Genomic DNA, 21,585 nt, shown 5'->3' on the forward strand with positions numbered 1-21,585 from the left:
CTCTCTTATCATAACTCCTCAAACGAGGCACACTACTGATTGACTTCTATACTGCCATTGCTCGTTCTGCTTTCAATCATATGTGTTCCATTCCCTATGACGGCTTCACCTCTCGTCCCCTTTTCTTGCCCTTCCCAAGCAAGATTTCCATGAACTCGGCCATTCGAGGTGCTACCACGGAAGGTCACATGACTGTCTTCTGGTAAGCTAAGAGTGATTTTTCCATTTGAAGTACTTAAATCCCAATCACCACCGATAACCGTACTTTCAGCTGTTATGGCACCATTTGTCGTTTTCAGTGACGCATCTTTCATCATGTCTTCTCCCGTTATTTTCCCATTGGACGTGGAAACATCAACATTGCCGTCAATAGTTGTGAGTTCAATGTGTCCGTTTGTATTTCGAACATAAAGATCCCCAGTTATATTTGCCACTTTAACATGACCGTTTCTCGTCTCTATGACAACATCATTTGCCACATTATCTACCTGTACAGCACCACTCATCAACTCTGTCCGAACAATAACATGATCAGGGACGTTTATGACAATATCAGCTTTGAGATTTTCATCTGTGGGAAACCAACTGTTTTCCGTCTCAATCTTATAACTAAAAATGCCCCCATCTTCCTCAGCGATTCTCTCACTATTAAAGTGACGCTCTAATTCAGATTCGGTAGAGCTATTTCCTGTCACTGTACCTTCAATGACTATGTCATCACTCTCCGTCCCTTCTATGCGTACCTTCCCTGCCGGTAGTTCCACATAAATTTCTTTAATCGTATTGCTGAGAGGATAGTTTTCTTGAATGGTAATACTTTCGCCTCGTTCTAATAATTGAAAGAGAGCAGACCATCCGTTTTCATTCTCCGCATAGCTTTGATAAAAATTACCGATTATGATCACAATAATCAACAACGTTATAGATCCTTTATCAAACGTAAGTCTATCCTCTTCTTCTCTTTTTTTATAAAAAAAGATGATTTCTAGTAAAAATGAGATAATGAGTAATGGCCATACATAATCAAACACATGACTATAAGGGAGTCCTGTCCAACGTTCTGTTAACAGCAAGATACCGAACAACACGATACATAAGCCTAACGTTCTTCTGCCAATTCTAGTTATCATCACTTTTCCTCCGATCTTTCCCATGTTATTTTACTGTATTAATTTCAGAAGAGGAACCGCCTTACGGAATATTTCATATAAGACTTTAGACGGAATGTTGTGTCAATAGAAGGCCTCGTCTGCTTATAAATTTAATCTCCTTTTTAAACTATGGTATAGTGGCAGTTGTGCAAGAAAATTTGGACAAAAACAGCTCATATTTATGTAACTTTCAAAAATCGACAGCGTCTAACTTTATGAACTAATACAAATTTAAAGGGGTTTTAAATATGAAAAAGTTAACAGGGTTATGTCTTGCGATAAGTTTCATTATCGTATTGGCTGCATGTAATCAAAATGAGAACACGACTGGTAATGAAAACAATACGTTAAATGACACTAATGACGTGACGAATCACGAAGAGAATGCCAATAATGACGAAAATGCTAATAACGAAAACGATACGACTGTCAATAACAGTTCGGTTGAAGAAGAAGCAAATAATGAAGCTAAAAACGCTGCCACTGAAGAAGTCGATACTATTGACAACCTGACCCTCTATTTTTCCGATGATCAACTCATGCATACGTATCGCGTAGAATCAGGTGTGAGTGTTGCTGCTAACGAAGCTGGGGCATTAGAAGCTATGCAGTTATGGGCAGCAGGTCCAACGCATGAAGATTTATATCCTCTTTTACCTGCAGGAACAACAGTCGATTCTGTTGAATTCAATGACGATGTCGCCCATGTCTCTTTCTCAGTTGAGATTAATGAAGCTAACTTCGGCTCAGGCGGTGAAGTTATGATGACAGAGCAAGTCGCCATGATGATGGAACAGTTCGGCTATGATGAAACAGTTATCCTTATCGATGGCCAAGAGCCAGGTGAAATTTTAAGTCATATGGAATATTCTGAACCGATTCCTGCTAATGACCCTGAAGATTATGAATGGATAGATTAATTAAAAAAGAGACTTTCCAACCTTAACTCTTTTATGGAAAGTTAGTTCTCTGAAAACTTTTCGCTTCTAGCTTAAGATGTCTCAAAAAGCGCAGGATTACTGCCTTTATGAGACATCTTTTCTTTATTTTCTGAAATGATGATGTCACATTTAAAGTTCATGGAGGAGATAGGTGATTACTTCATAATTTTTAAAATGAGAGGTGCTGGCCAATTTTGAGTCGTCCTATGTTCCATTTATTTAGGGGGTACCATTAAAGGATTTCATTTAAATCAAGATGCACCGTACTATTAGTATTTTAGCAAATACTCTCCTTAAGGTGAGGGAGGCTAAATGATCTTAATAGAGATGCTCAGTTATTGTAAAAATTTGATTGACAAATTTAAGAATGTTATTAAACTAAAACATAGTTCTACCTCAGACTTCTCTTTAAATTTCTTCTAGACCTCGTTTTCTTTTCAATTCTTTTTTTACTCGCATTAAGACCCGAAAAAATAACCTTTCCAAAGTTCAAATAAATTAATACTCAAGATGGCATACGTATGAAGATTAAAGGGGTTATTTTGGGCCATTGCCGTTATTCTTTTTAAAGTAAATATTAGGAAAAGATCGTTCCGTGACTGAAGTTAACACTAGACTTTGATAGTGGAAGAGATTGGGGAAAGAACAGTAGTTTAGCCCGCTAGTTTTGTCTAAATGATTTATCATTAAGTGCCTTGTAAAAGGCATGATCATCGATAGGAGGATGATGTTATGGGATTTTCAGAAGACTATCAGACCTTTATGCATACTCACTTGCAGGCAAGAACCGGTGAACGATTGCGACGCTTACAAGAAGGGCACAAACATGCTGAAAGGTTGTTTTTAAAGCAAGTGTGGTGGCCATTATTCCATCAATTTAGTTATCTGTATCCAGAGTATGAAGTCCATGATTTTAAGGACGGTCAAAGATTTTTGGATTTTGCTTATATTCGTCCCGGCATCCGTATTTGCCTTGAGATTGACGGCTACGGCCCTCACTTAAAGAACATAAGCAGATGGCAATTTTCCGACAGTCTAGAACGTCAAAACCAGCTAGTAATTGACGGATGGACCGTGATCCGCTTTTCATATGACCAAGTTAAAGAGAAACCTCGTCGATGCCAACAAATTGTTCAGCAAGTGATCGCCCGCTGGCTAGGAGATGAGTTGGACCAGACCAGTCTCTCTTTAGTAGAAAAGGAAGTGCTGCGACTAGCAATTCGAAAAGGAGAAGTCATAAAGTCATAACCCCTATAGAAGTCCAAAAGCATTTAAATCTAAGTGACAAGACCGTAAAAAAGGTGCTTTCTCAACTACTCGAAAAAAAGATGCTGCTTCCTGCATCTGGGATCATGAGAATCCGCTCTTATCGATTGGGAGAGCAGATTAAGAACCCGATCTGAGAAATAAAGCTAAGCTTCCATTAGTGGGGATTTTACTGCTCCTTAAAGAGTGAGATAAGCGGAAAAAATTCTCTTAAATAGGCATTAGCCATGATAATCGCTTAAATAGACGGAGAGATTCCGCTAATGATCCGAAAAATCTGAGAAATGGGGCGTTTTGCTTTGCATAACCGGAAAAATTCCCCCTATATTCCCCAAATTGAGCTCTCTTCTGTATCTAACCGAAAAATATCCGCTTATTTTACTCTCACTAAAAGACTCTAATCTAAATAAAGAGGTGAACAGGTCCATAAAAGATTTTTACGCCTAGCCTACTATATGAGGATTGCACTTGTCTTTTTGTCCCTAATGCAATGCTTTCAGACATGGTAAGTAATGATGGCGAGCGAACGTTATAAAATTGATTCGAATGGCATTTATGTCACAACAGCTTGTAAAAACAATACTCATCCACAGGTTCTCCATCAATAATTAACGACTGTTTTCTATCTCCTTCTATAATAAAACCCATTTTTTTGTACAAATTAACGGCCTTGCTATTATCTTTTATGGCTGTTAATTCCAACCGTGTCAATCGCTTTTCTTTTGCCCAATTAAATAACCTTTTAAATAATTGTGACGCAACACCTTTCCCCCGATGCTCTGAACTAACACCCAAAACTATGTAAGCCCCATGCCTTGTACGATTAACAGTTCCTCCAAAAGCTCCTATGTAGCCAATAAGCGCCTCTTTTTCTTCACATACAAAAATGGTTGAGTTTTGTTGAGCTATTATTTTCTCCAATTGTTTTTCTTGTTCCGCTACCGTTGTTTTTCTTTCCCCTGGTTCATATAACATCCATCCTGACTCATCTATTTCATTGCATAAATTAAGAAATGCATGAGCATCTTCCACTTTAATCGGTCTGATTAACATGTTCGTCACCTCACTCTTTTTCATTTATTCTATCATTATACTTTCGATTGTGTGTCTTAATAGATTCAAAATAATGTTACATCATTATGATCGTTTCTTTTAAAGAGTGCAAGACTGTTAAATGTTAATTATAATTAAGAACATGATTGGAAAAAATGGGAGGTTATTTTCAATACTAAAAAGTACATCTCAATTAGTATTACACAGCTACCCTGGACTCATTGCACTCGTCACAGCCAAACATGATTCTCATGCAAATATGATGGCGGCTGGTTGGCATTCTTACATGTCCGTAGCACCCCCAATATACGGGGTAGCAATAGGAAAAGAACGATTTACATATGAGCTTATTCAAAAAAGCGGTTCCTTTGCTATTAACTTTGTATCTGCAGAATATGCTCACTACATTGAAGTTTCTGGTAAAACAAGTGGACGAGACGGGGATAAGCTGGAAAAAATGATGGCAAAGTGGCAGGCTGGTGAAGCGACTGGTGCGCCTATTCTCGAAAATGCCTATGTGGCTTACGAATGTACTGTAAGGGACTGTAAAACATATGGGGACCATGATTGGATGAGTGGTGATATAAAACGGTTTTACAAAAATAACGATTTGTTTGAGGAAAATGGGTTACCGAATTTCACAAAACTGCAAATCCCACTTTTTCTCGGTCAGTCTCATTATTTAATTGCAGATAATGGCACAACGACGAAACACATTCAGCTTGAACCTGAAAACACTAAATCGGAATAGGCGACTCTCTGACTTTAAAACATAGCCGTTTTTATTCATCATTAACGCTAATAGTGGCTTTCCACTCAGGGAGAGAGCGTGAAAGGCTAAGAGAGCAGTATGGACACTGCTCCCTTAGCCTTCTTTTATTTTTTTAAAAGTCGTAAGCTATTCAGTGTGACAAGTAAGGTTGCTCCCATATCTGCCATAATGGCGATCCATAAGGTCAACCATCCGAAAGGAACGAGCATAAGGGCTAGTAACTTCAATCCGAGTGAGAACGCAATGTTCTGCTTTATAATAGTTAATGTTTTTCTACTTAACTTAATAAGATAAGGAATTTTTTTCAAGTCATCACTCATAAGGGCGATATCAGCAGTCTCTAATGCCGTATCAGTTCCTGTCCCACCCATCGCTATACCTAAGTCTGCCCTAGCTAATGCAGGCGCATCATTCATGCCGTCACCTACCATAGCAATCGTCTTTCCCTTCTTTTTTAAACTTTTAATCTCCAGTAGCTTCTCGTCAGGAAGGAGATTAGACATCACACGAATCCCTCCTGCTTCCTGACCAATCGCTTCAGCAGTGTAGCGCTGATCACCAGTAAGCATCACCAATTCCGAAACCCCTAGCTGCTTCAAAGCAGAAACGACCACTCTTGCTTCCTCTCTCACATCATCTCTGAGTGCCGCCAGTCCATAAAGGCGTGAGGATGTCCCAATGACAACTGTTGTTTTCCCTTGTTGTTCAAGACGTTGAAGCTTATGTTGCATCACCTCGCTAAGTGTGTGAGGGTGATACTCTTGTACATAGGAGGGACTGGCTGCAAAGACGGTTTCCCCATTGATATCTGCCTTTACCCCTTTTCCTGTTATAGCCTCAACATTGGCTATTGGAAGATCTTTTAGCCTTTCCAAATGCTCAGAAGCGTAAGAGACTAATGTCTTTGCTAGTGGGTGATTCGATTGCTTTTCAACGTGATAAATAATCATTAATAAGTCATCTCCAGACACGCCATCCTCAGGCAAAATATTTGTAACTGCCGGCATCCCCTTAGTCAAGGTCCCTGTTTTATCAAAGGCTAGCGAATTCAACTTACCTGCTTTTTCAAGGTAAACGCCACCTTTTATAAGAATACCTTGTTTTGCGCTGTTACCGATCGCTGTCACGATCGCCACAGGTGTGGAAATTACTAATGCACACGGACATCCAACAACGAGTGTGGCAAGCCCAAGATAAATCCATTCCTCCCAAGGAGCATTCAGCAAGAGTGGTGGGCCAATCATGAGAAGAAATGCCAGTAACATAATGGCTGGTGTGTAATAAGACGCAAATTTATCAATAAATTGTTGTGCAGGGGCTCTTTCACCTTGAGCTTCTTCTACAAGATGTATAATTTTCGCTAACGTCGTATCTTTCACATATTTTGTGACGCGAATTGTTAATAGACCTTCTTCATTTAATGTTCCTGCATAAACTGGGTCATCGATCGTTTTATCTACAGGTATACTTTCTCCTGTAATAGCCGCCTCGTTTAGTGTGGAGGTCCCAGCGATGATATCACCGTCCAACGGAATTTTTTCCCCTGGTCGTACACTGATCTCTGTTCCTATCCTCACATCTTCAACTAACACCATCTCTTCTTGACCATTAGTTATAACTCTTGCTTCTTTAGGACCTTTCTCAACTAAAGATCGTATAGATTTTCTTGCTTTGTCCATCGAATACGTTTCTAAAGCTTCACTAATAGCAAATAACACGACGACAACAGCGGCTTCCCCCCATTCCCCAATTAAGGCGGCCCCTATAATGGCAATGGTCATGAGCGTCTTCATATCAAAAACGAGCTGACGTATATTTTTTAACCCTTGCCAAAACATGGCATAACCACCAACGATGATACTTATTAAAAATAATGTGACAGGAAGCACATGCTGGTCGTGTAATATAAAGTGAAAAGTCCACCCAAACGCAGCTAGTATAGCTGATAAAGACACTTGTAATCGATTTTTATGCCAAAAAGAACGGCGTTCCTTCGTTTCTTCCTCATCAGTTGATCTTACCTTTAAATTTTCAAATGCCCCTGCTTGCTCAAGTTCTGAAACGGATACCTCACCATCTATGACAATTTTTTCAGCAGGAAAATTTACTTGTGCATCTTTTACACCTGGGAGATTTTTCACGTTCCTTTCAAACCGAGCGGCGCAGTTTGCACATGAAAAACCATCTATTTTAAATTGTTGTTCATTAGACATCCGCTTTACCTTCTTTTTCATGCTCGACTGCGGTCCGAATAAGTTGGATCACATGTTCATCATCTAACCTGTAATAAGCAAGCTTGCCTTCTTTACGGAATTGTGCAAGTCCTTGCTTTTTTAACGCGCGTAAATGGTGAGACGCTGTAGCTGTAGAGCTTCCAATAACTTGAGCGACATCACATACACACAATTCCTTTTGTATCGTCAATGCATAAGCAACTTTTAATCGAGTGTCATCTGCCAAAACCTTAAAAATTCTGCTCGTTCCTTGAACGATCGTATCATCAATTGCAGCTTTAATATCAGCTACTTTACTTTCATCTACACAATAGATATCACACGTATCTTTCATCCGTTATGTCCTCTCCTTCATTATTAGACATTCAAATATCTGTTTGACTAATAATTATTATACGGGTGACTACTGTTTTATTCAAATATTTGTTTGAATGTTCATATACCTGTCATATTGCTACCTAATGAATACTTCATGCTCTTCCCATCTTCACATATCATCATTCTCCCCCTCCCGAATGAGTCTGGGATAAAATGGATAGATGAAGCAGAACGGTGTTTATTTGGCTAGGAGTAAATTTTCTAAAGAAGAAAAATCGAGGCATTAAAGCTGTTTTTAAAGATGGAAAAGACATAGGTGAATGTAGTCTGTCATGCTAATCGGTAGTGAAGTGGATTCTTTTGATGAAGGTATTAAGCAGAAGTTGTAGAAGATATTAACTAACTAGTTCATCGCTAGTTAGTCATTTTATCATAGATAACCGTTGATAAAACTCCCGGCTCAAAATAGAGAGGAGAGCGAACGCTATTTAGGCGGGAGGTCACGCTTATGTCCTGATTCACTCTAAAATCAGTGAGAGAAGAACAAAAACAGTCATTGATTGAAAGCCGTTTTATAGGAGGGTTAACATGTCGATTTATGTATTTGCGATTTTAGGATATATTGTGTTATTTTTAACAGCCATTGTATTGATAAGATCCCTATTTAGTTATTTTAGAAAAAAATTTACTAGTCGTGATAATAATTAAGTTCAACATTAATAAAACAAGATAAAAAATTAGAAAGCTGTCTTTAAAGAAACACCAAGACTTTTTGGACTGTCCTCAGGGCAGTTTTTTTCTTAAAAGTAAGATCAAGGCGTTTATTAGCTATTTGGGGATACCATCATCTCTAATAAATCCCTAAACGCTTCCTCTGAGTCTATACCGGCTGCTTTCCTAACACTTAGATCATAATATCCCCCGCCATTAAGCCAGTTTGCCCGCCATTGACGGCCATCATGAATAACCATGACAGTCGTACCATCCACCTCCCAAGTTTCCGTTTCTTCAAAATCTGTCAGCACATTTAAAAATCCATTCGTACTTATTATCAATCTGGCATATTCTTCATCCGAAGTATGATAATATAATTGACGATGGGTCCCTTCATTTAACGCTTGTTCTCGATTATATTGATCAATCATCTTATCTGTTATTAGGTTTTCTGTGGCATTTCTACCAAAGTTAAATTCATACCGATAAGGGATCCCTGCATATTGATGGTTCTCCGGATCTTCGTCTCTGTATGTCAGTCTCACACGTGATGAGATCGCCGTTACATTCCACGATTCAGGGAAAGCAAATCCCCCATATTTAAAACCCTCTACGATATAATTGTAAGGGAATGGTTCCTCCGAATCAGCTGCTTCTCCGAAGGTACAGGCAGATAATAAGCATAACGCTGATAATGTAAGAAATAGTCGTTTAAATTTAGCCATTCTGTTTCCCCTCCCTCCTCATCATTATATGTTAGCCATCGCTATTTTTCACTATAAAGGACGTTTTATGCCATATCGTGCAAAATGGTCGCATATGTAGGTATGTTATTTTAGGGTTTTGTGAATCAATGTTACACTATATAAGAAAGTTATTTATAAGGGAGATTAACGCTCATGACCCACCAACAACCATTCTCAGAACATGACTTTTTAGCTAGAAGTGACGATATCCAACCTCTTATTGCAACTAATGTCACTTATTATTTTAACAAATGGCATGCATCGCCCGCTCCTTTTTCATTTAGTGGATGGAATTGGGCTGCTTTTCTCTTAGCACCATTCTGGCTTGCCTATAGACACATGTATGGAAGTCTACTTATCACTTCTCTCATCTATTTTATGTGTCAACTTCTCGTTACGTATCTACCGTTAACGACTTATTTAGGTTTAAGCCAAGAGCTTAGTGACACTCTCACCGTTGTCTGGCAAATCAGTTATCTTATTATGATCCATCTTTTTTTCGGTTGGAAAGGAAATGCGCTTTATGCCCGTAGAATAGCCATGCTCGCTCAATGGAAAAAGGGGCTACGTGACAAGCCGCTAGCACCTTTATTTTCTAAGTCAGGTACGTCAATGGTCACTGCCATCATCATACCTTTCTTGTTATTACTGGGCGGAAGCCTCTCCTTATTTGCGGTAAAAGATGCGCTGACGCCATCCCTTCCGCCTGGTGTGTATATCTTTTCTGATAGTGAGCCGTCCCCATCAGACATGAGAAATACCACATTAAATCCGTCTTTTGAAAAATATTCTGCGAGAATTAACTTCGTTTATATTGGGGAAGAACCTGTAGAAGGGCGACCGTTCACTATACGCCTTTATCATAAAGCTGATGAGGGGATGGAGTGGGTGCTTGAAAGAGAAAGAGAATATGACATTTTCACATCTAATCGCGTTGTACTAGATGTGGTGGATGCCGAAGATCCTGCTGTTAAAACAGGGCGTTATCGTTTGATCATCTACGTGGAAGATGAGGTAGAAGCAGAAGAACAATTCACCATTGTGCCTCCTAGTCAATGATCATGTTTAAGGTGGAAAGGTCAACATGACCTCTGTATAAAACGGACCTTCTATCAGTGGAAGTTTTCGTTCTTTTCCCACTGCTTGGTAGTTGATTAATCAGGACATTAGCATCCGTTATCTCCCGCCTGAATAGATTTATCTCTACTCTCTATTTTGAGGCGGGAATTTTACGGACGGTTATCTGTGATAAGCATTTTGCGCTGCCCCTGCTTCGAACATACACATCATTTTCTTCAGGCGGCTGACAAGTTTTCCATGTTGAGAGAGAATAGGCTTCTCTCTCAACTGTCAAGATATATAAACAATATATAATCATTTGCAGTTGACCATGACTGACACTTTTTGTCTCAGCCTCACTTTCTTTGACCTAGACACTGTTTCATCATTTACTCCGTATCTTTAAGCAGGTCACTTACTGACAATGGCGATATAGTGCCTTGGTGAAAATAAAGTTGCCATATCCCATCAACCTGCTTCCATATAGAACTGCGCCATGTGTTACGATTTCTCGTTTTATCTACTATAAAATAAGTTGATAAAACGAACCTTCAATCAGGGGGAGGTTCGTTCTTTTTCCACTGATTGGTAGTGGAGTCAATCAGGACATTAGCGTCCGTTAGTTCCCGCCTAAATAGAGTTACCTCTCCTGTCTATTTTAAGCCCGGAGGTTTACGGACGCTTATCTGTGATAAAACGACATCGGGTGCTAACGGATAAAGTTCATACTGATGTAGTGACATCTCCGACAATACAACTCCAGTTTCAAGACACTCTTTTTTATCATACCTATACCCTGAACTCCCTATTTCAAAGAACTGGTCTGCCAGAATTGCCTCTAGTTTTTCACGATTATGGCGAACAGCTAGGTTTATGTGGCTTTCCTCTAACTCTTTTAAATGTTCCTTTAACGCCATATCCACTTCTGCAACACCTTACTTTCCTTATGTCTCCAGAACCATCTGTTATTTTATAATAATTCTTTATTTTTCTTGTAAGAACGTTTTAAAGAAATATAACTCGATAAAAACCATACTAAGCTAACACTTATTAATAATCCTAACAATTCAATACCTTCAGTTAGACTTGTAAGTCCATTCATGAAAATAATATATAACGATAGGAAAATAACAACAAAACCCATTGTTCTTATGACTATCAATCTGAACGCTTTTCTATACGTCTCTTCTGTTGCAACATCCGTATATTCGATACCTGATACTATATATCTTCCACACACGTAAAAGAGGAAGAGTGCAATAGATGCCAATAAGATTACTTCTATATTCACATTAAAATACCTGTTGCCGACAGTCATTACGATAAGAAAAAGAAAGAGCATTATGGCGCCTTCTGCGAAAAAATATAACATCTTGAGTTTCTTATATTCATCATTTGGTAATAAGAAAGAGATCCAAGAGTCCATTAAGCTTCTACCTCTATCCCTCTCTTCAACTAATCTTAGTGCCATTAGGAACTTTCCCATCTACATTTAACAAGATAACATCCCCTTTTTCCGGAATTCCTCCCATGACAAGCACTTCTGATGAAAATCCAGCGATCTTCATTGGTGGAAAGTTAACGACAGCCACTACCTGCCTGCCAATAAGTTCTTTCGGGCTATATCGTTTTGTAATTTGAGCACTTGATTGTTTCACCCCAAGTTCAGCACCGAAATCAACCTTTAATTTAATAGCAGGGACACGTGCTTCAGGGAAGGGCTGTGCTTCTATAACTGTTCCAACTCTCATATCTAGCTTTTGAAAATCGTCAATGGTTGCCATACCTATCACCTCTATCATTATTTGTGTAAGATTATTCTCTCATACAACCAAGCTACACATTAGAAACAACATTTTTTTAGTGTGCTCTATTAATTAATTCTTAAGAGTTGCCTGTTTCCCTTCAAAACCGTGACATTTTTCTAAATTTTATACGTTGCTGTCCCGTCTAGGATCAAATTTGATGACACATGTCCGCTCAAATGACATCACTATCCCACAGTCATTTTGCTCTTTTTCTTGGGTGATATTTCCCAAACCTACATAATAATAATGGTGTTTCACTTGATAAATAAACGGGAAAGTGTAGTTATTATCGCCAGTGTCATTTATCTATTATTGGTCTACATAACGGAAGGAGGATCATCCAATTGGATGCCATCTACTATGGAAAAATACGAATATAAAACAAAAAAACCAAACATCGTCTTTTACGTTTCAGCACCACTCGTAGCATTATTTGTGCTGTGGGGGGCAATAGGACCTGGCTCATTAGCAAGCATATCAGAAAGTGCCCTTATATTTACATTGGATAATTTCGGCTGGTTTTACATGTTATCTACCGCTTTTTTTATCGCCTTTGTTTTATTTTTGGCCATTAGCCCTTTTGGCAAGTTAAAGCTTGGCAAACAGCACGAAAAACCCGAATATAAATTTTTCACATGGCTCGGCATGCTATTTTCTGCAGGGATTGGCGTCGGTTTCGTCTTCTGGGGTGTCGCAGAACCCGTGTTGTATTATTTTGACCCACACCCTGACTATGTTAATGCTTCAGACGGTGTGAGAGCTGCTGCTGGCTTACGCTATGGCGTCTTTCATTGGGCGCTCCATCCATGGGCAATCTTTTCTCTCGTCGCTTTAACGTTGGCATATGTGCAATTTCGTAAGGACCAGCCTGCGTTAATTAGCTCAGCGTTTCATCCTATTTTAGGAGATAAAGCTTACGGAACTTTCGGTAAAGGGATCGACACGTTAGCTGTCCTTGCTACCTCAACTGGTGTGGCAACCACCTTCGGGTTGAGTGCCCTCCAAATATCCGGTGGCCTCTCTTATCTTATTGAAGGGATACATAACACTGCCACAACCCAATTTACGATTATTGCAATCGTAACGGTTTTATTTATATTTTCTGCTGCTACAGGTGTAAATAAAGGAATCAAAATTTTAAGTACGATTAACTTAAGTATCGCTGCTTTACTGTTACTTTTTGTGATTATCGTAGGACCCACATTATTTATTGCACAAAATTTCGTAACGACGCTAGGTGGCTACATAGCAAATGTCACGCAAATGAGCCTAGATCTTGACCCTTTCGGTGATGGGGAATGGTTAGGAAACAACACGATTTTCTTTTGGGCTTGGCATATTTCATGGGCACCTTTTATGGGAATCTTTATCGCTCGCATCTCACGAGGACGTACAATTCGTGAATTTGTAGCTGGTGTGTTAATTGTTCCGTCTGTTTTAGCAGCCATTTGGTTCACATCTTTCGGAGGTTCTGCACTTGATATGATTTTAGCAGGTAATGAGCAGATCGGGATCCTTGTAATGGAGGAAGTGGAAGTTGCCTTGTTCACCACTTTAGGCCATTTACCACTTAGCTTCATAACGAGTCTTCTCGCTGTCTTATTGATCATTATCTTTTTTATTACCTCCGCAGACTCTGCTTCTTATGTTCTTGGAGCTATGACCAGTTCCGGTAGCCTCAACCCGAAATTGAGTATAAAAATTATTTGGGGGTTTCTTATCGCTGGTACGGCCAGTGTTTTATTAATAAGTGGCGGACTAGAAGGTTTACAAACAGCCTCCATTGTCGCGGCTCTACCATTTGCTTTTATCATGCTCGTGATGATGTTCTCTCTCCTAATTATGATGGGAAAAGATTTAAGAATGGATAAGCTGCGAAAATCAAAGCGCGAACGAAGGAAAGTGAAAGAAGAAGTGTACAGTGGTATGAAGGATACGATTTATGATGATTTCAAAGAAGAGGCTTATGAAGAAATTAAAGAGGACATGTATGAGCAAATGAAAGACGACGTGTATGATGACTTTAAAGACGATGCGAGTAGCACACTAAAAACTAAAGTGTATGAACAAGTTAAAGAAGACGTCTATGAAGATTTTAAAGAGGAAGCTTATGAGGAGATTAAAGAGGAAGTCTACGAACAAGTCAAAGACGATGTTTACAACGAGATTAAACAAGAAGTTTATGAACAATTTAAAGATAAAATATATGAAGATTTACGAGAAGACACAGGCGATCAGTTACCGAGTAATGAAAATGACCAGAAAAAAGGTGAAGACGTCATTCGTAAAAAGAATAAAAGAACAGATAACGACCATTAATCTTACTATTCTCTCCAGCCAGAGGACTGATCTAGTCTCTCTGGCTGTAGACATTCATATCCGTTAACTCTTTTTAACCTGCCGTAATCAGCATGGCGAGAACGAAACACATAATACTTCCTATAATAGAGCTACCAACATATAAAGCACAATCCCGCCATTTCTTTTTTCTGATAAGAGTAGAGGTTTCTATACTAAACGTTGAGAACGTTGTAAACGCACCAAAAAAACCAACACCAATAAATAAATACCGAAGATCATCATAAACCATTGAGGGCACTTCCCGATAGACCCATCCGAAAAACAAACCGAGTCCGAATGCACCAAGAATATTAACGATAAGCATCGCGGTAGGAATACGTCTCTCCTTCGTCCTAGCTTTTATTAAATTTCCAAGTAAATATCTCGAAACCGCCCCTAGGCCTCCCCCTACTGCAACTAATAAAACCGTCATAATAAATCACCTGCTTTTTGCCGTCTTGATGCTACCTCTTCACCTGCTTTTAACCCGGCTAACGCAAGGATGACACCTCCGAAAAGGGAGATGATTATGTAAACAGCAGCTGCCATAAGAGAGCGTTCACCGCCTATAAATACAGTATCAGCCGCTAGTGTTGACATGGTCGTAAATCCGCCACAAAAACCGACACCTATCCCCTCTTTCCAAGCACCCGGGAGCACTTTTACAGCTCCCCATCCTGTGAGAGCGCCAAGTAAGAAGCTTCCTAGTAAATTTTCTAAAATAGTTCCTAATGGGAATAGCAAGTTTATCGTTTGTAAATTAATTGCATAACGCAGTAGAGTACCCAGAACCCCCCCAATAAAAATAGATAGTAGAATCGCTAACTGCTGTTTCATTAAAATCACCTTTATCTTAAACATCATCAATTGCTTTATCACTATTATAAGTCATCCCTATGTATTATAAAAGTTTCGCCCTATTACCGGCCTATGCTTATAGACTTATTTATGTTTTAATAGTTTTCATCACTTCGAAAATAAGGTACAATGTAAGTATAAATATTCTATAAATTTACAATCTTTTAGATATTAATAATGGATTTATTATTATTTTATGTGAACTTGTTATTCACTAAAAAGAATAACGCGTGGCGGAAATTTTACATAAAATAACTTCACTCACTATTAAATAGAGGGGCGGTGATTGCTTTGAAAGATGCTCTTATGTTTCAAGGCAAAAGTGTTGAATCAGCTATAGAAAAGGCGCTAAATGAACTACAATTGGAGAAAGACGATGTTTATATTGAAATTATTGAGGAAAGCTCTCAGAAGCTATTTGGCTTAGCTAGATCCAAAGCAAAGATAATGGTTTCTAAAATAGATAAACCAGAAGTTGAAAGCGTAACCACCGATTGGGAAGAGTGGCTTATAAATGAGATGAAAGAAAACCCTTCTTTTGATTTGCGACAATCTGCCTTACCCACTGACATTATCAACACGTGGGAAGGCAAGGCGTGGATTAAAGACAGTAATTTGTATTACCAAGATTCTGAGACAAAAAAGCCTGTGGTTGAATTAACAGATGGCATCACTTTAATGAAAAATGGTGAAAAGGTTGAAAATCAGACGACCCTTACTAAAGGTGATCAACTGGAAATTGATTTTGAAACGACTATCGTGGAAACCGAATGGTCCATTGAAGTAAATGAAGAGAAACAACAGGCCATTCTCAGTGTAACGCCTGGCTATTATCTTGTTGCTTATTTAGAAGACCATCCCCCATCAGAGAAAATAGTCTTAAAGCCAAACCACCGTAAACAACCTAACAATCAATTAACTGTGGAAGATGTCTATCAACAACTTGAAACAATGGGCATAAATACAGGTATAAACAAGGCAATGATCCAAGAAGCTTGTATCACCTTAAAAACGGAAACATTTATTATAGCTGAAGGTGTACTTCCTAAGCATGGTGATGATGGTAAAGTACACTTCGAAATAGACCTAAAAGAACGTACAAAAGCGTTTGCCGAAAAGCATGACGGGACAATCGATTTCCGCGAATCCATTTATATCCCCTCTATTGAAAAAGGAGAGCTATTAGGAACAGTAGAAGATCCGACTCCAGGTGAAGATGGCGTAAGTGTATTCGGTGAAACATTAAAGGCGGAAGCTGGGGACCCTATTCTTCTAAAACCCGGACAAGGGGTTACATTTTTAGAAGAAGAAAATAAAATCATCGCTGTAGAAAATGGCCGACCTAAAGTGGATCGAACAGGTCAAATGCTCAAAGTATATATTCTACCAAAACTCCAGCACCGTGGAGACTTAAACTTAGAGGATGGTAACATTCATTTCGTAGGTGATGTTGAAATTTCAGGCCACGTTAATGAACATATGGTTGTAAATGCTGAGGGATCAGCATGGATTCACAAAAGTGTTCTTCACAGCTCCGTTCAAACACGAAATAAGATTACCGTTGGAGCAAATGCCATCAAAAGCTCGTTAGTCGCCGGTAAAAACAGTTTAGTATTCGAAGAGATGACTAAAAAATTAGCTCCGTTTATGGAAGTACTTACGCCATTTACGCAAGTGGTTAAACAGCTTGTCCAGACTGAAAACTTCCAACAAACTTATGCCATTAACCAAAGTCTTGGACCTGTGATCAAACTGCTGACTGAATCCAAATTTAAAACGCTTATTCCGCTTGCAAAGGATTTATTAAATACCATTAATACGAAACAAAATGTGTTAGATAAGAGCTGGCAAAGTTTTGCTGTTTCCTTATACAAAGGTATCCTCATCTATCACCACAACCAATTTAAAACGATAAAGGATTTAGAAAAGTTTGTGCATGCCGGGGCTAAATTATTAGAAGTATGTCAAAGCCCACTTCAAAATCACTCTTCTATCGTTGTTCAATACGCCATGAACAGTGAACTTCATTGTAATGGAGATATTCATATTCAAGGTAAAGGTTGTGTTCATACAATCATTCACTCAGATGGAAATGTTCAAATTGATGGACAGATGATTGGGGGAAAACTATTCGCTAAAGAAGGTGTGGAGATCGGTGTGGCAGGATCTGCTGGTGGTGTTAAAACATTGATTGAAGTTCCTTACGATCAAACAATTAAAATAAAAGAAGTTCACCCTGATGTCACCCTAAAAATAGGTGATCGGCAATATGTCTTTACTAAGAGCCATTCAATGGTTCGAGCAAGGCTCGATGCTGATGACGTTGTGACCTTATATTAGCAGGCTCAAACGAACCTTCAATCAGTGGGCGTTTCGCCTTCTCCCACTGATTGGTCGTTGAGTCAATCAGGACTTTACCGACTGTTAGCCTCGTCTAAATAAAATTACCCTTCCTCTCTATGTTGAGCCGCAAGCTTTATACACTAAAAGCACTTTGCAAAATTCGCTTTAAGCGAGCTAATGTAAAGTGCTTTTATTTGCCAAAAAATTATTGACGTTTGATGTAAAAATCCCTCCTCTATAACCTACTGTTATAGGCGACAGTCACTTCTATCCTTTTTGTCAAAGCTTAATTAAAGATAGTAAAAAGACGCTACAATTAAAAAGCTGTTCCAAAATTTCCTTTTGGAACAGCTTGATGTCAGTTCTTAACCATCAATAGACTCTTTAATTTTATCATTGAATCCAAACATCCACGTTAGGATAAAAGCAACGCCAAGTGCAATCACATTGGTAATAACGTAAAGAAGAAGGCTTGGCAGTTCATAAATGTATAACAGTGATCCCGGGATAACCGTTATAGCCATTCCTGATGCTTGTAAGTTGAACAATGCTGCAAAGAAACCACCGGCTGCGCCACCAATCAGCCCCATAATGAATGGTTTGATGTATCGTAGGTTTACACCGAAAATAGCTGGCTCTGTAATACCTAAGAAAGCTGAAAAAGATGATGGCAATGCCAAAGCTTTTAATTTTTTCGACTTTGTCTTCAGACCGACCGCAAGTGCTGCTCCACCTTGCGCAGCAATACCTGCGGTAATAAGAGCATTAAATGGATTTAAATCATACTGATTTAGTAGTTGAATCTCAAACAAATTAAAGATATGGTGCACCCCGGTAATAACGATCACTTGGTGAAGTCCACCGACAATCAATCCGCTTAAGCCAAGTGGCAGTTCAAGTACTACAAGAGTTCCTGTCATGATACCGCTTTCTACCAATGAAAAGATTGGTCCTATAACAAACAACGCAGCAGTGATCATAATTAACAACGTAAGAAACGGTGTAAGAATTAAGTCTAAAGCTTCTGGAACTCGTTGTCTTAACCATTTTTCTAATTTCGCTCCCACTATACCTGCGATAAATGCCGGTAAAACTGATCCTTGATACCCAACAACCGGGATGAATCCTAGAAACATGAGTGGGTCAGCATCTCCTGAACCTACCGCATACGCATTTGGCAATACAGGGTTCACGAGCATAAGACCGAGTACAATCCCTATAACAGGACTTCCTCCAAATACCCGAAACGTTGACCAAGCAATAAGTGCTGGTAAGAATGCAAATGCTGTATCCGTTAACACTTCAGTAAACAATAAAAAGTTTGCTGGAATATCCTCAGGGGTCATTCCGAATAATCCGAGAACTTCTGGTTGGGTAATTAACCCTCTCAACCCCATGAATAAACCGGTTGCTACAAGAACTGGAATAATTGGTACAAAGATATCCCCGAACGTTCGTAACATACGCTGAATCTTTGTTCCTTGTTGCTTAGCTTCATTTTTTTGCTCTGATGTTGATGACTCTGGTGCTCCTAAATTAATGACTTGTTCATAGATACGGTTAACCGTACCCGTTCCAAAAATGATTTGAAATTGTCCAGAGTTATAGAAAGCACCTTTAACTTTATCCACACTTTCTACTTTTTCTTGATCAATTTTCTCTTTGTCTTTCAACATGATCCGAAGTCTTGTGGCACAGTGGGCAACTGATGAAATGTTGTCCTGTCCTCCGATAGCTTCTATAATTTCTTTTGCAATTTGACGATTTTCATCAGACATTGAAAAACACTCCTCTCATAATAATTATCTACAAGAAAATAAAAATAATGCATTTAGACTATGGAATCGATTCCACATTATAAAAAAAGAAGATAAACACCAATGTAACCGATTCCACCTCTATAATAAACTATCTCTTTCAATAAGTCTATAGTCCATAGAAATTTTTTTTGTAGAAACCTCCTTTGTCCTAATTTGAGTTAGCATGAGCTTTGCTGTTTCTCTTCCAGCCTTCTCATGAAAATAATTCACTGTTGCTAGCGGTGGTGTGACATACTCAGATAAATCAGATGCTCCAATACTCATAACAGACATAGTATCTGGAACAGCGACTCCTTCTTGTTTTAGTGTTTGCATCGCACCTACTGCTAAGCGATCTGTCACCGCAAAAACGGCCGTAGGTTGTCTGTCTGATTTTTTCAACATACGTTCCATCGCCGCAGCACCTGAATCAATATTAAACACACCTTTTTGAACCCAGCCTTCTTCCACTTCCAATCCTGCTTTCTTCATGCAATCATAGTAAGCTTTTTTCCTTTCTATTCCAACAGCCGGGTCCGCTTCATCCACACCTATAAAACCAATACGTGTATGCCCTTTTTTTATGAGCAATGAGACAACATCGTAAGCTGCTTCATAATCTTTATAAAGAACACACGACACACCTGGAATATCTTGCCCTAATGCTGTAACAGGTATAGTCAAACTTTGAATCATCTTAACTAACTCATCATTTGTATTTGTCGCTACTAAGATAATCCCTTCTACACGCCTGCTCTGTAACAGCTGCAAATGCTCTAATTCTTTTGCTGCCACTAAATTAGCGCTGGCAAGTAAAATATGGTAGCCATTCTCACTTAATACATACTCGATTCCCTCCACAATACGACTGATTGTTTCCGTACTTACTTTTGGTAAAAGGACACCGATAACCTTCGTTTTCTTCGTTCGTAATGACTTAGCATGCTCACTAGGAACATAGCCTGTTTGTTCGATTACCTTTAATACTTTTTTCCTTGCCTTCTCGCTCACATAACCAGAACTATTTAAAACACGTGAGACTGTCGTTCGTGAAACTCCTGCTAAATCTGCAATATCATTTATCGTTACCATCTCGTCCATCTCATTCACCTCGTTCACGCCAACAAAGTAGCGCCTCCTCGATCATCCGTTAAGTCATTGCTCCACCATATTATCAAATATAAGCGTTTTAAACGACATATATAGGCCATTTTATTTCGCAATCATGTAAAAAACCTGCCCCCTCATATGAGCGGAGCAGGTACGTATGTGTTAGACAATTAATTAGAGTTTAACAACGTTAGAAGCTTGTGGCCCACGATTTCCTTCGACGATTTCGAATTCTACCTCTTGACCTTCTTCTAAAGTTTTAAATCCTTCATCTTGGATAGCTGAGAAGTGAACGAATACGTCATCTCCATCTTCACGCTCGATAAATCCAAAACCTTTTTCTGAGTTAAACCATTTTACTTTGCCTGTCATAATAACGGCCTCCTTAAATAAAATCTTTGAATACCGCAAAACGTTTCATGCCTTACAAAATACTTAGTTGAGGCCGAAATGTGTTTTTCGAATTCAAATAAAACTTACTGCTTAACTTTATCATACAATCCAATTAAAGGCAAGGATGAAGAGGTTTATTTTCAAAAGAAATCCTTTAAGTATCAATACGTTATGCGTTTTCACTCCATCGCTTTCCCAATGACTAATCACCATTTCCTTGAATGTCTATTGTTTGAATTTTAAAATGCCCATACTCTGGTGGCATATTTTCTTCAGGCCATTCCCCTATATGCATAAAATATTCGGCTGTGAGATACACATCATAAATCCCCGGTTCAACAGTCAGTTCTATCGTAAATCCACCCCGTTCATCTTCATGTCCCAATGTGGTTTTCTGATCAACATCCACTGGCTCACCTTCATACTGATAGATAATCTCGTCTTCCTGCTCCACTTTATCTATCCATGCTATACTACTACCGAACTGAAAGGTTGCTTCTTCTTCTCCCTCATAAACAACATACGGTGTTAAGTACAATGTGCCACCTGAATAAACAGAATCTAACCCTAATGTCACATCATCATGCGGATTTAAATCATCACAGCTTCGAAATGTGATGACGGATAGTAGCATGACAACTAATGATAGTGATTTCATCATAAACACCTGCTTTTATTTT

20 protein-coding genes are annotated in these 21,585 nt (G+C 38.8%); 6 read left to right on the plus strand and 14 right to left on the minus strand.

The window, feature by feature from the left end; translation table 11 throughout:
* Positions 1 to 32: 32 nt before the first annotated feature.
* Positions 33 to 1,130 carry a DUF4097 family beta strand repeat-containing protein gene (locus tag BK581_RS10105; RefSeq protein WP_169837655.1) on the minus strand — a complete coding sequence of 366 codons (1,098 nt, stop codon included), beginning with the start codon at positions 1,128 to 1,130 and terminating at the stop codon, positions 33 to 35.
* Between the two features lie 269 nt (positions 1,131 to 1,399).
* On the opposite strand from BK581_RS10105, the gene BK581_RS10110 reads away from it, so the two are divergent.
* Positions 1,400 to 2,071, plus strand: coding sequence for a GerMN domain-containing protein (locus tag BK581_RS10110; protein WP_078578052.1), 672 nt, complete (start codon positions 1,400 to 1,402; stop codon positions 2,069 to 2,071).
* Between the two features lie 753 nt (positions 2,072 to 2,824).
* Complete coding sequence (locus tag BK581_RS10115; RefSeq protein WP_245828989.1) at positions 2,825 to 3,340, plus strand: DNA-binding response regulator; 516 nt, start codon at positions 2,825 to 2,827, stop codon at positions 3,338 to 3,340.
* A gap of 576 nt (positions 3,341 to 3,916) precedes the next feature.
* Here BK581_RS10115 and BK581_RS10120 read toward each other — a convergent pair.
* On the minus strand, positions 3,917 to 4,411 hold the full coding sequence (locus BK581_RS10120; protein WP_078578053.1) for a GNAT family N-acetyltransferase: 495 nt from the start codon (positions 4,409 to 4,411) through the stop codon (positions 3,917 to 3,919).
* Between the two features lie 121 nt (positions 4,412 to 4,532).
* Here BK581_RS10120 and BK581_RS10125 point away from each other — a divergent pair, with 121 nt between their 5' ends.
* Positions 4,533 to 5,162, plus strand: a complete 630-nt coding sequence (locus tag BK581_RS10125) for a flavin reductase family protein (protein WP_245828992.1) — start codon at positions 4,533 to 4,535, stop codon at positions 5,160 to 5,162.
* A 125-nt stretch (positions 5,163 to 5,287) separates the two neighbouring features.
* On the opposite strand, the gene BK581_RS10130 is transcribed toward BK581_RS10125, so the two are convergent.
* The 3 genes from BK581_RS10130 to BK581_RS10140 form a co-directional block, all read right to left on the minus strand.
* Positions 5,288 to 7,417 (minus strand): heavy metal translocating P-type ATPase, encoded by a 2,130-nt coding sequence (locus BK581_RS10130; protein WP_095995545.1) that lies wholly within the window; start codon positions 7,415 to 7,417, stop codon positions 5,288 to 5,290.
* Complete coding sequence (locus BK581_RS10135; protein ID WP_078578055.1) at positions 7,389 to 7,751, minus strand: ArsR/SmtB family transcription factor; 363 nt, start codon at positions 7,749 to 7,751, stop codon at positions 7,389 to 7,391. Before BK581_RS10135 ends, BK581_RS10130 begins: the two co-directional genes overlap by 29 nt.
* 808 nt (positions 7,752 to 8,559) lie before the next feature.
* Positions 8,560 to 9,174, minus strand: a complete 615-nt coding sequence (locus BK581_RS10140) for a hypothetical protein (RefSeq protein WP_078578056.1) — start codon at positions 9,172 to 9,174, stop codon at positions 8,560 to 8,562.
* A gap of 174 nt (positions 9,175 to 9,348) precedes the next feature.
* On the opposite strand from BK581_RS10140, the gene BK581_RS10145 reads away from it, so the two are divergent.
* Complete coding sequence (locus tag BK581_RS10145) at positions 9,349 to 10,254, plus strand: DUF2628 domain-containing protein (protein ID WP_078578057.1); 906 nt, start codon at positions 9,349 to 9,351, stop codon at positions 10,252 to 10,254.
* Positions 10,255 to 10,907: 653 nt separating this feature from the next.
* Here the strand turns inward: BK581_RS10145 and BK581_RS10155 are convergent.
* The 3 genes from BK581_RS10155 to csaA are packed head-to-tail and all read right to left on the minus strand — an operon-like array spanning position 10,908 to position 12,038.
* Positions 10,908 to 11,171, minus strand: coding sequence for a DUF4440 domain-containing protein (locus BK581_RS10155; protein ID WP_407690350.1), 264 nt, complete (start codon positions 11,169 to 11,171; stop codon positions 10,908 to 10,910).
* Positions 11,172 to 11,224: 53 nt separating this feature from the next.
* Positions 11,225 to 11,725, minus strand: coding sequence for a DUF3278 domain-containing protein (locus BK581_RS10160; RefSeq protein ID WP_169837657.1), 501 nt, complete (start codon positions 11,723 to 11,725; stop codon positions 11,225 to 11,227).
* Entirely contained in the window at positions 11,706 to 12,038 is a 333-nt protein-coding gene (csaA, locus tag BK581_RS10165) for a chaperone CsaA (protein WP_078578059.1), read from the minus strand. The genes BK581_RS10160 and csaA overlap by 20 nt, the downstream gene beginning before the upstream one ends.
* A 372-nt stretch (positions 12,039 to 12,410) precedes the next feature.
* Here csaA and BK581_RS10170 point away from each other — a divergent pair, with 372 nt between their 5' ends.
* A complete protein-coding gene (locus BK581_RS10170) occupies positions 12,411 to 14,381 on the plus strand; it encodes a BCCT family transporter (protein ID WP_322788433.1) in 1,971 nt (656 codons plus the stop codon).
* 73 nt (positions 14,382 to 14,454) lie between these two features.
* Here the strand turns inward: BK581_RS10170 and crcB are convergent, their stop codons facing one another.
* Positions 14,455 to 14,835, minus strand: a complete 381-nt coding sequence (gene crcB / locus BK581_RS10175; RefSeq protein ID WP_078578060.1) for a fluoride efflux transporter CrcB — start codon at positions 14,833 to 14,835, stop codon at positions 14,455 to 14,457.
* On the minus strand, positions 14,832 to 15,239 hold the full coding sequence (locus tag BK581_RS10180) for a fluoride efflux transporter FluC (protein ID WP_078578061.1): 408 nt from the start codon (positions 15,237 to 15,239) through the stop codon (positions 14,832 to 14,834). Before BK581_RS10180 ends, crcB begins: the two co-directional genes overlap by 4 nt.
* Before the next feature lie 303 nt (positions 15,240 to 15,542).
* Here BK581_RS10180 and BK581_RS10185 point away from each other — a divergent pair, with 303 nt between their 5' ends.
* Entirely contained in the window at positions 15,543 to 17,600 is a 2,058-nt protein-coding gene (locus BK581_RS10185; protein WP_078578062.1) for a flagellar assembly protein A, read from the plus strand.
* A 368-nt stretch (positions 17,601 to 17,968) separates the two neighbouring features.
* On the opposite strand, the gene BK581_RS10190 is transcribed toward BK581_RS10185, so the two are convergent.
* The 4 genes from BK581_RS10190 to BK581_RS10205 form a co-directional block, all read right to left on the minus strand.
* On the minus strand, positions 17,969 to 19,381 hold the full coding sequence (locus BK581_RS10190) for a sucrose-specific PTS transporter subunit IIBC (protein WP_078578063.1): 1,413 nt from the start codon (positions 19,379 to 19,381) through the stop codon (positions 17,969 to 17,971).
* A gap of 120 nt (positions 19,382 to 19,501) precedes the next feature.
* The gene (locus BK581_RS10195; RefSeq protein ID WP_322788434.1) at positions 19,502 to 20,503 is read right to left on the minus strand and encodes a LacI family DNA-binding transcriptional regulator; all 1,002 of its coding nucleotides are present in this window, start codon (positions 20,501 to 20,503) and stop codon (positions 19,502 to 19,504) included.
* Between the two features lie 183 nt (positions 20,504 to 20,686).
* Complete coding sequence (gene cspD, locus BK581_RS10200; RefSeq protein ID WP_211273978.1) at positions 20,687 to 20,887, minus strand: cold-shock protein CspD; 201 nt, start codon at positions 20,885 to 20,887, stop codon at positions 20,687 to 20,689.
* A 220-nt stretch (positions 20,888 to 21,107) separates the two neighbouring features.
* Positions 21,108 to 21,566, minus strand: coding sequence for a hypothetical protein (locus tag BK581_RS10205; protein ID WP_169837661.1), 459 nt, complete (start codon positions 21,564 to 21,566; stop codon positions 21,108 to 21,110).
* Between the last annotated feature and the right edge of the window lie 19 nt (positions 21,567 to 21,585).

It is taken from the genome of Salipaludibacillus agaradhaerens (genome assembly GCF_002019735.1).
In the GTDB taxonomy this organism is placed as follows: domain Bacteria; phylum Bacillota; class Bacilli; order Bacillales; family Salisediminibacteriaceae; genus Salipaludibacillus; species Salipaludibacillus agaradhaerens.

Excerpts from the sequence above, each read along its gene's own strand:
- csaA (WP_078578059.1), bottom strand. The coding sequence starts at position 12,038 with ATGGCAACCATTGACGATTTTCAAAAGCTAGATATGAGAGTTGGAACA.
- BK581_RS10110 (WP_078578052.1), top strand. The coding sequence starts at position 1,400 with ATGAAAAAGTTAACAGGGTTATGTCTTGCGATAAGTTTCATTATCGTA.
- BK581_RS10140 (WP_078578056.1), bottom strand. The coding sequence starts at position 9,174 with ATGGCTAAATTTAAACGACTATTTCTTACATTATCAGCGTTATGCTTA.
- BK581_RS10195 (WP_322788434.1), bottom strand. The coding sequence starts at position 20,503 with ATGGACGAGATGGTAACGATAAATGATATTGCAGATTTAGCAGGAGTT.
- BK581_RS10125 (WP_245828992.1), top strand. The coding sequence starts at position 4,533 with ATGTTAATTATAATTAAGAACATGATTGGAAAAAATGGGAGGTTATTT.
- BK581_RS10115 (WP_245828989.1), top strand. The coding sequence starts at position 2,825 with ATGGGATTTTCAGAAGACTATCAGACCTTTATGCATACTCACTTGCAG.
- BK581_RS10120 (WP_078578053.1), bottom strand. The coding sequence starts at position 4,411 with ATGTTAATCAGACCGATTAAAGTGGAAGATGCTCATGCATTTCTTAAT.
- BK581_RS10105 (WP_169837655.1), bottom strand. The coding sequence starts at position 1,130 with ATGATAACTAGAATTGGCAGAAGAACGTTAGGCTTATGTATCGTGTTG.
- BK581_RS10135 (WP_078578055.1), bottom strand. The coding sequence starts at position 7,751 with ATGAAAGATACGTGTGATATCTATTGTGTAGATGAAAGTAAAGTAGCT.
- BK581_RS10180 (WP_078578061.1), bottom strand. The coding sequence starts at position 15,239 with ATGAAACAGCAGTTAGCGATTCTACTATCTATTTTTATTGGGGGGGTT.
- BK581_RS10170 (WP_322788433.1), top strand. The coding sequence starts at position 12,411 with ATGCCATCTACTATGGAAAAATACGAATATAAAACAAAAAAACCAAAC.
- BK581_RS10155 (WP_407690350.1), bottom strand. The coding sequence starts at position 11,171 with ATGGCGTTAAAGGAACATTTAAAAGAGTTAGAGGAAAGCCACATAAAC.
- BK581_RS10145 (WP_078578057.1), top strand. The coding sequence starts at position 9,349 with ATGACCCACCAACAACCATTCTCAGAACATGACTTTTTAGCTAGAAGT.
- crcB (WP_078578060.1), bottom strand. The coding sequence starts at position 14,835 with ATGACGGTTTTATTAGTTGCAGTAGGGGGAGGCCTAGGGGCGGTTTCG.
- BK581_RS10130 (WP_095995545.1), bottom strand. The coding sequence starts at position 7,417 with ATGAAAAAGAAGGTAAAGCGGATGTCTAATGAACAACAATTTAAAATA.
- BK581_RS10160 (WP_169837657.1), bottom strand. The coding sequence starts at position 11,725 with ATGGCACTAAGATTAGTTGAAGAGAGGGATAGAGGTAGAAGCTTAATG.
- BK581_RS10190 (WP_078578063.1), bottom strand. The coding sequence starts at position 19,381 with ATGTCTGATGAAAATCGTCAAATTGCAAAAGAAATTATAGAAGCTATC.
- BK581_RS10205 (WP_169837661.1), bottom strand. The coding sequence starts at position 21,566 with ATGATGAAATCACTATCATTAGTTGTCATGCTACTATCCGTCATCACA.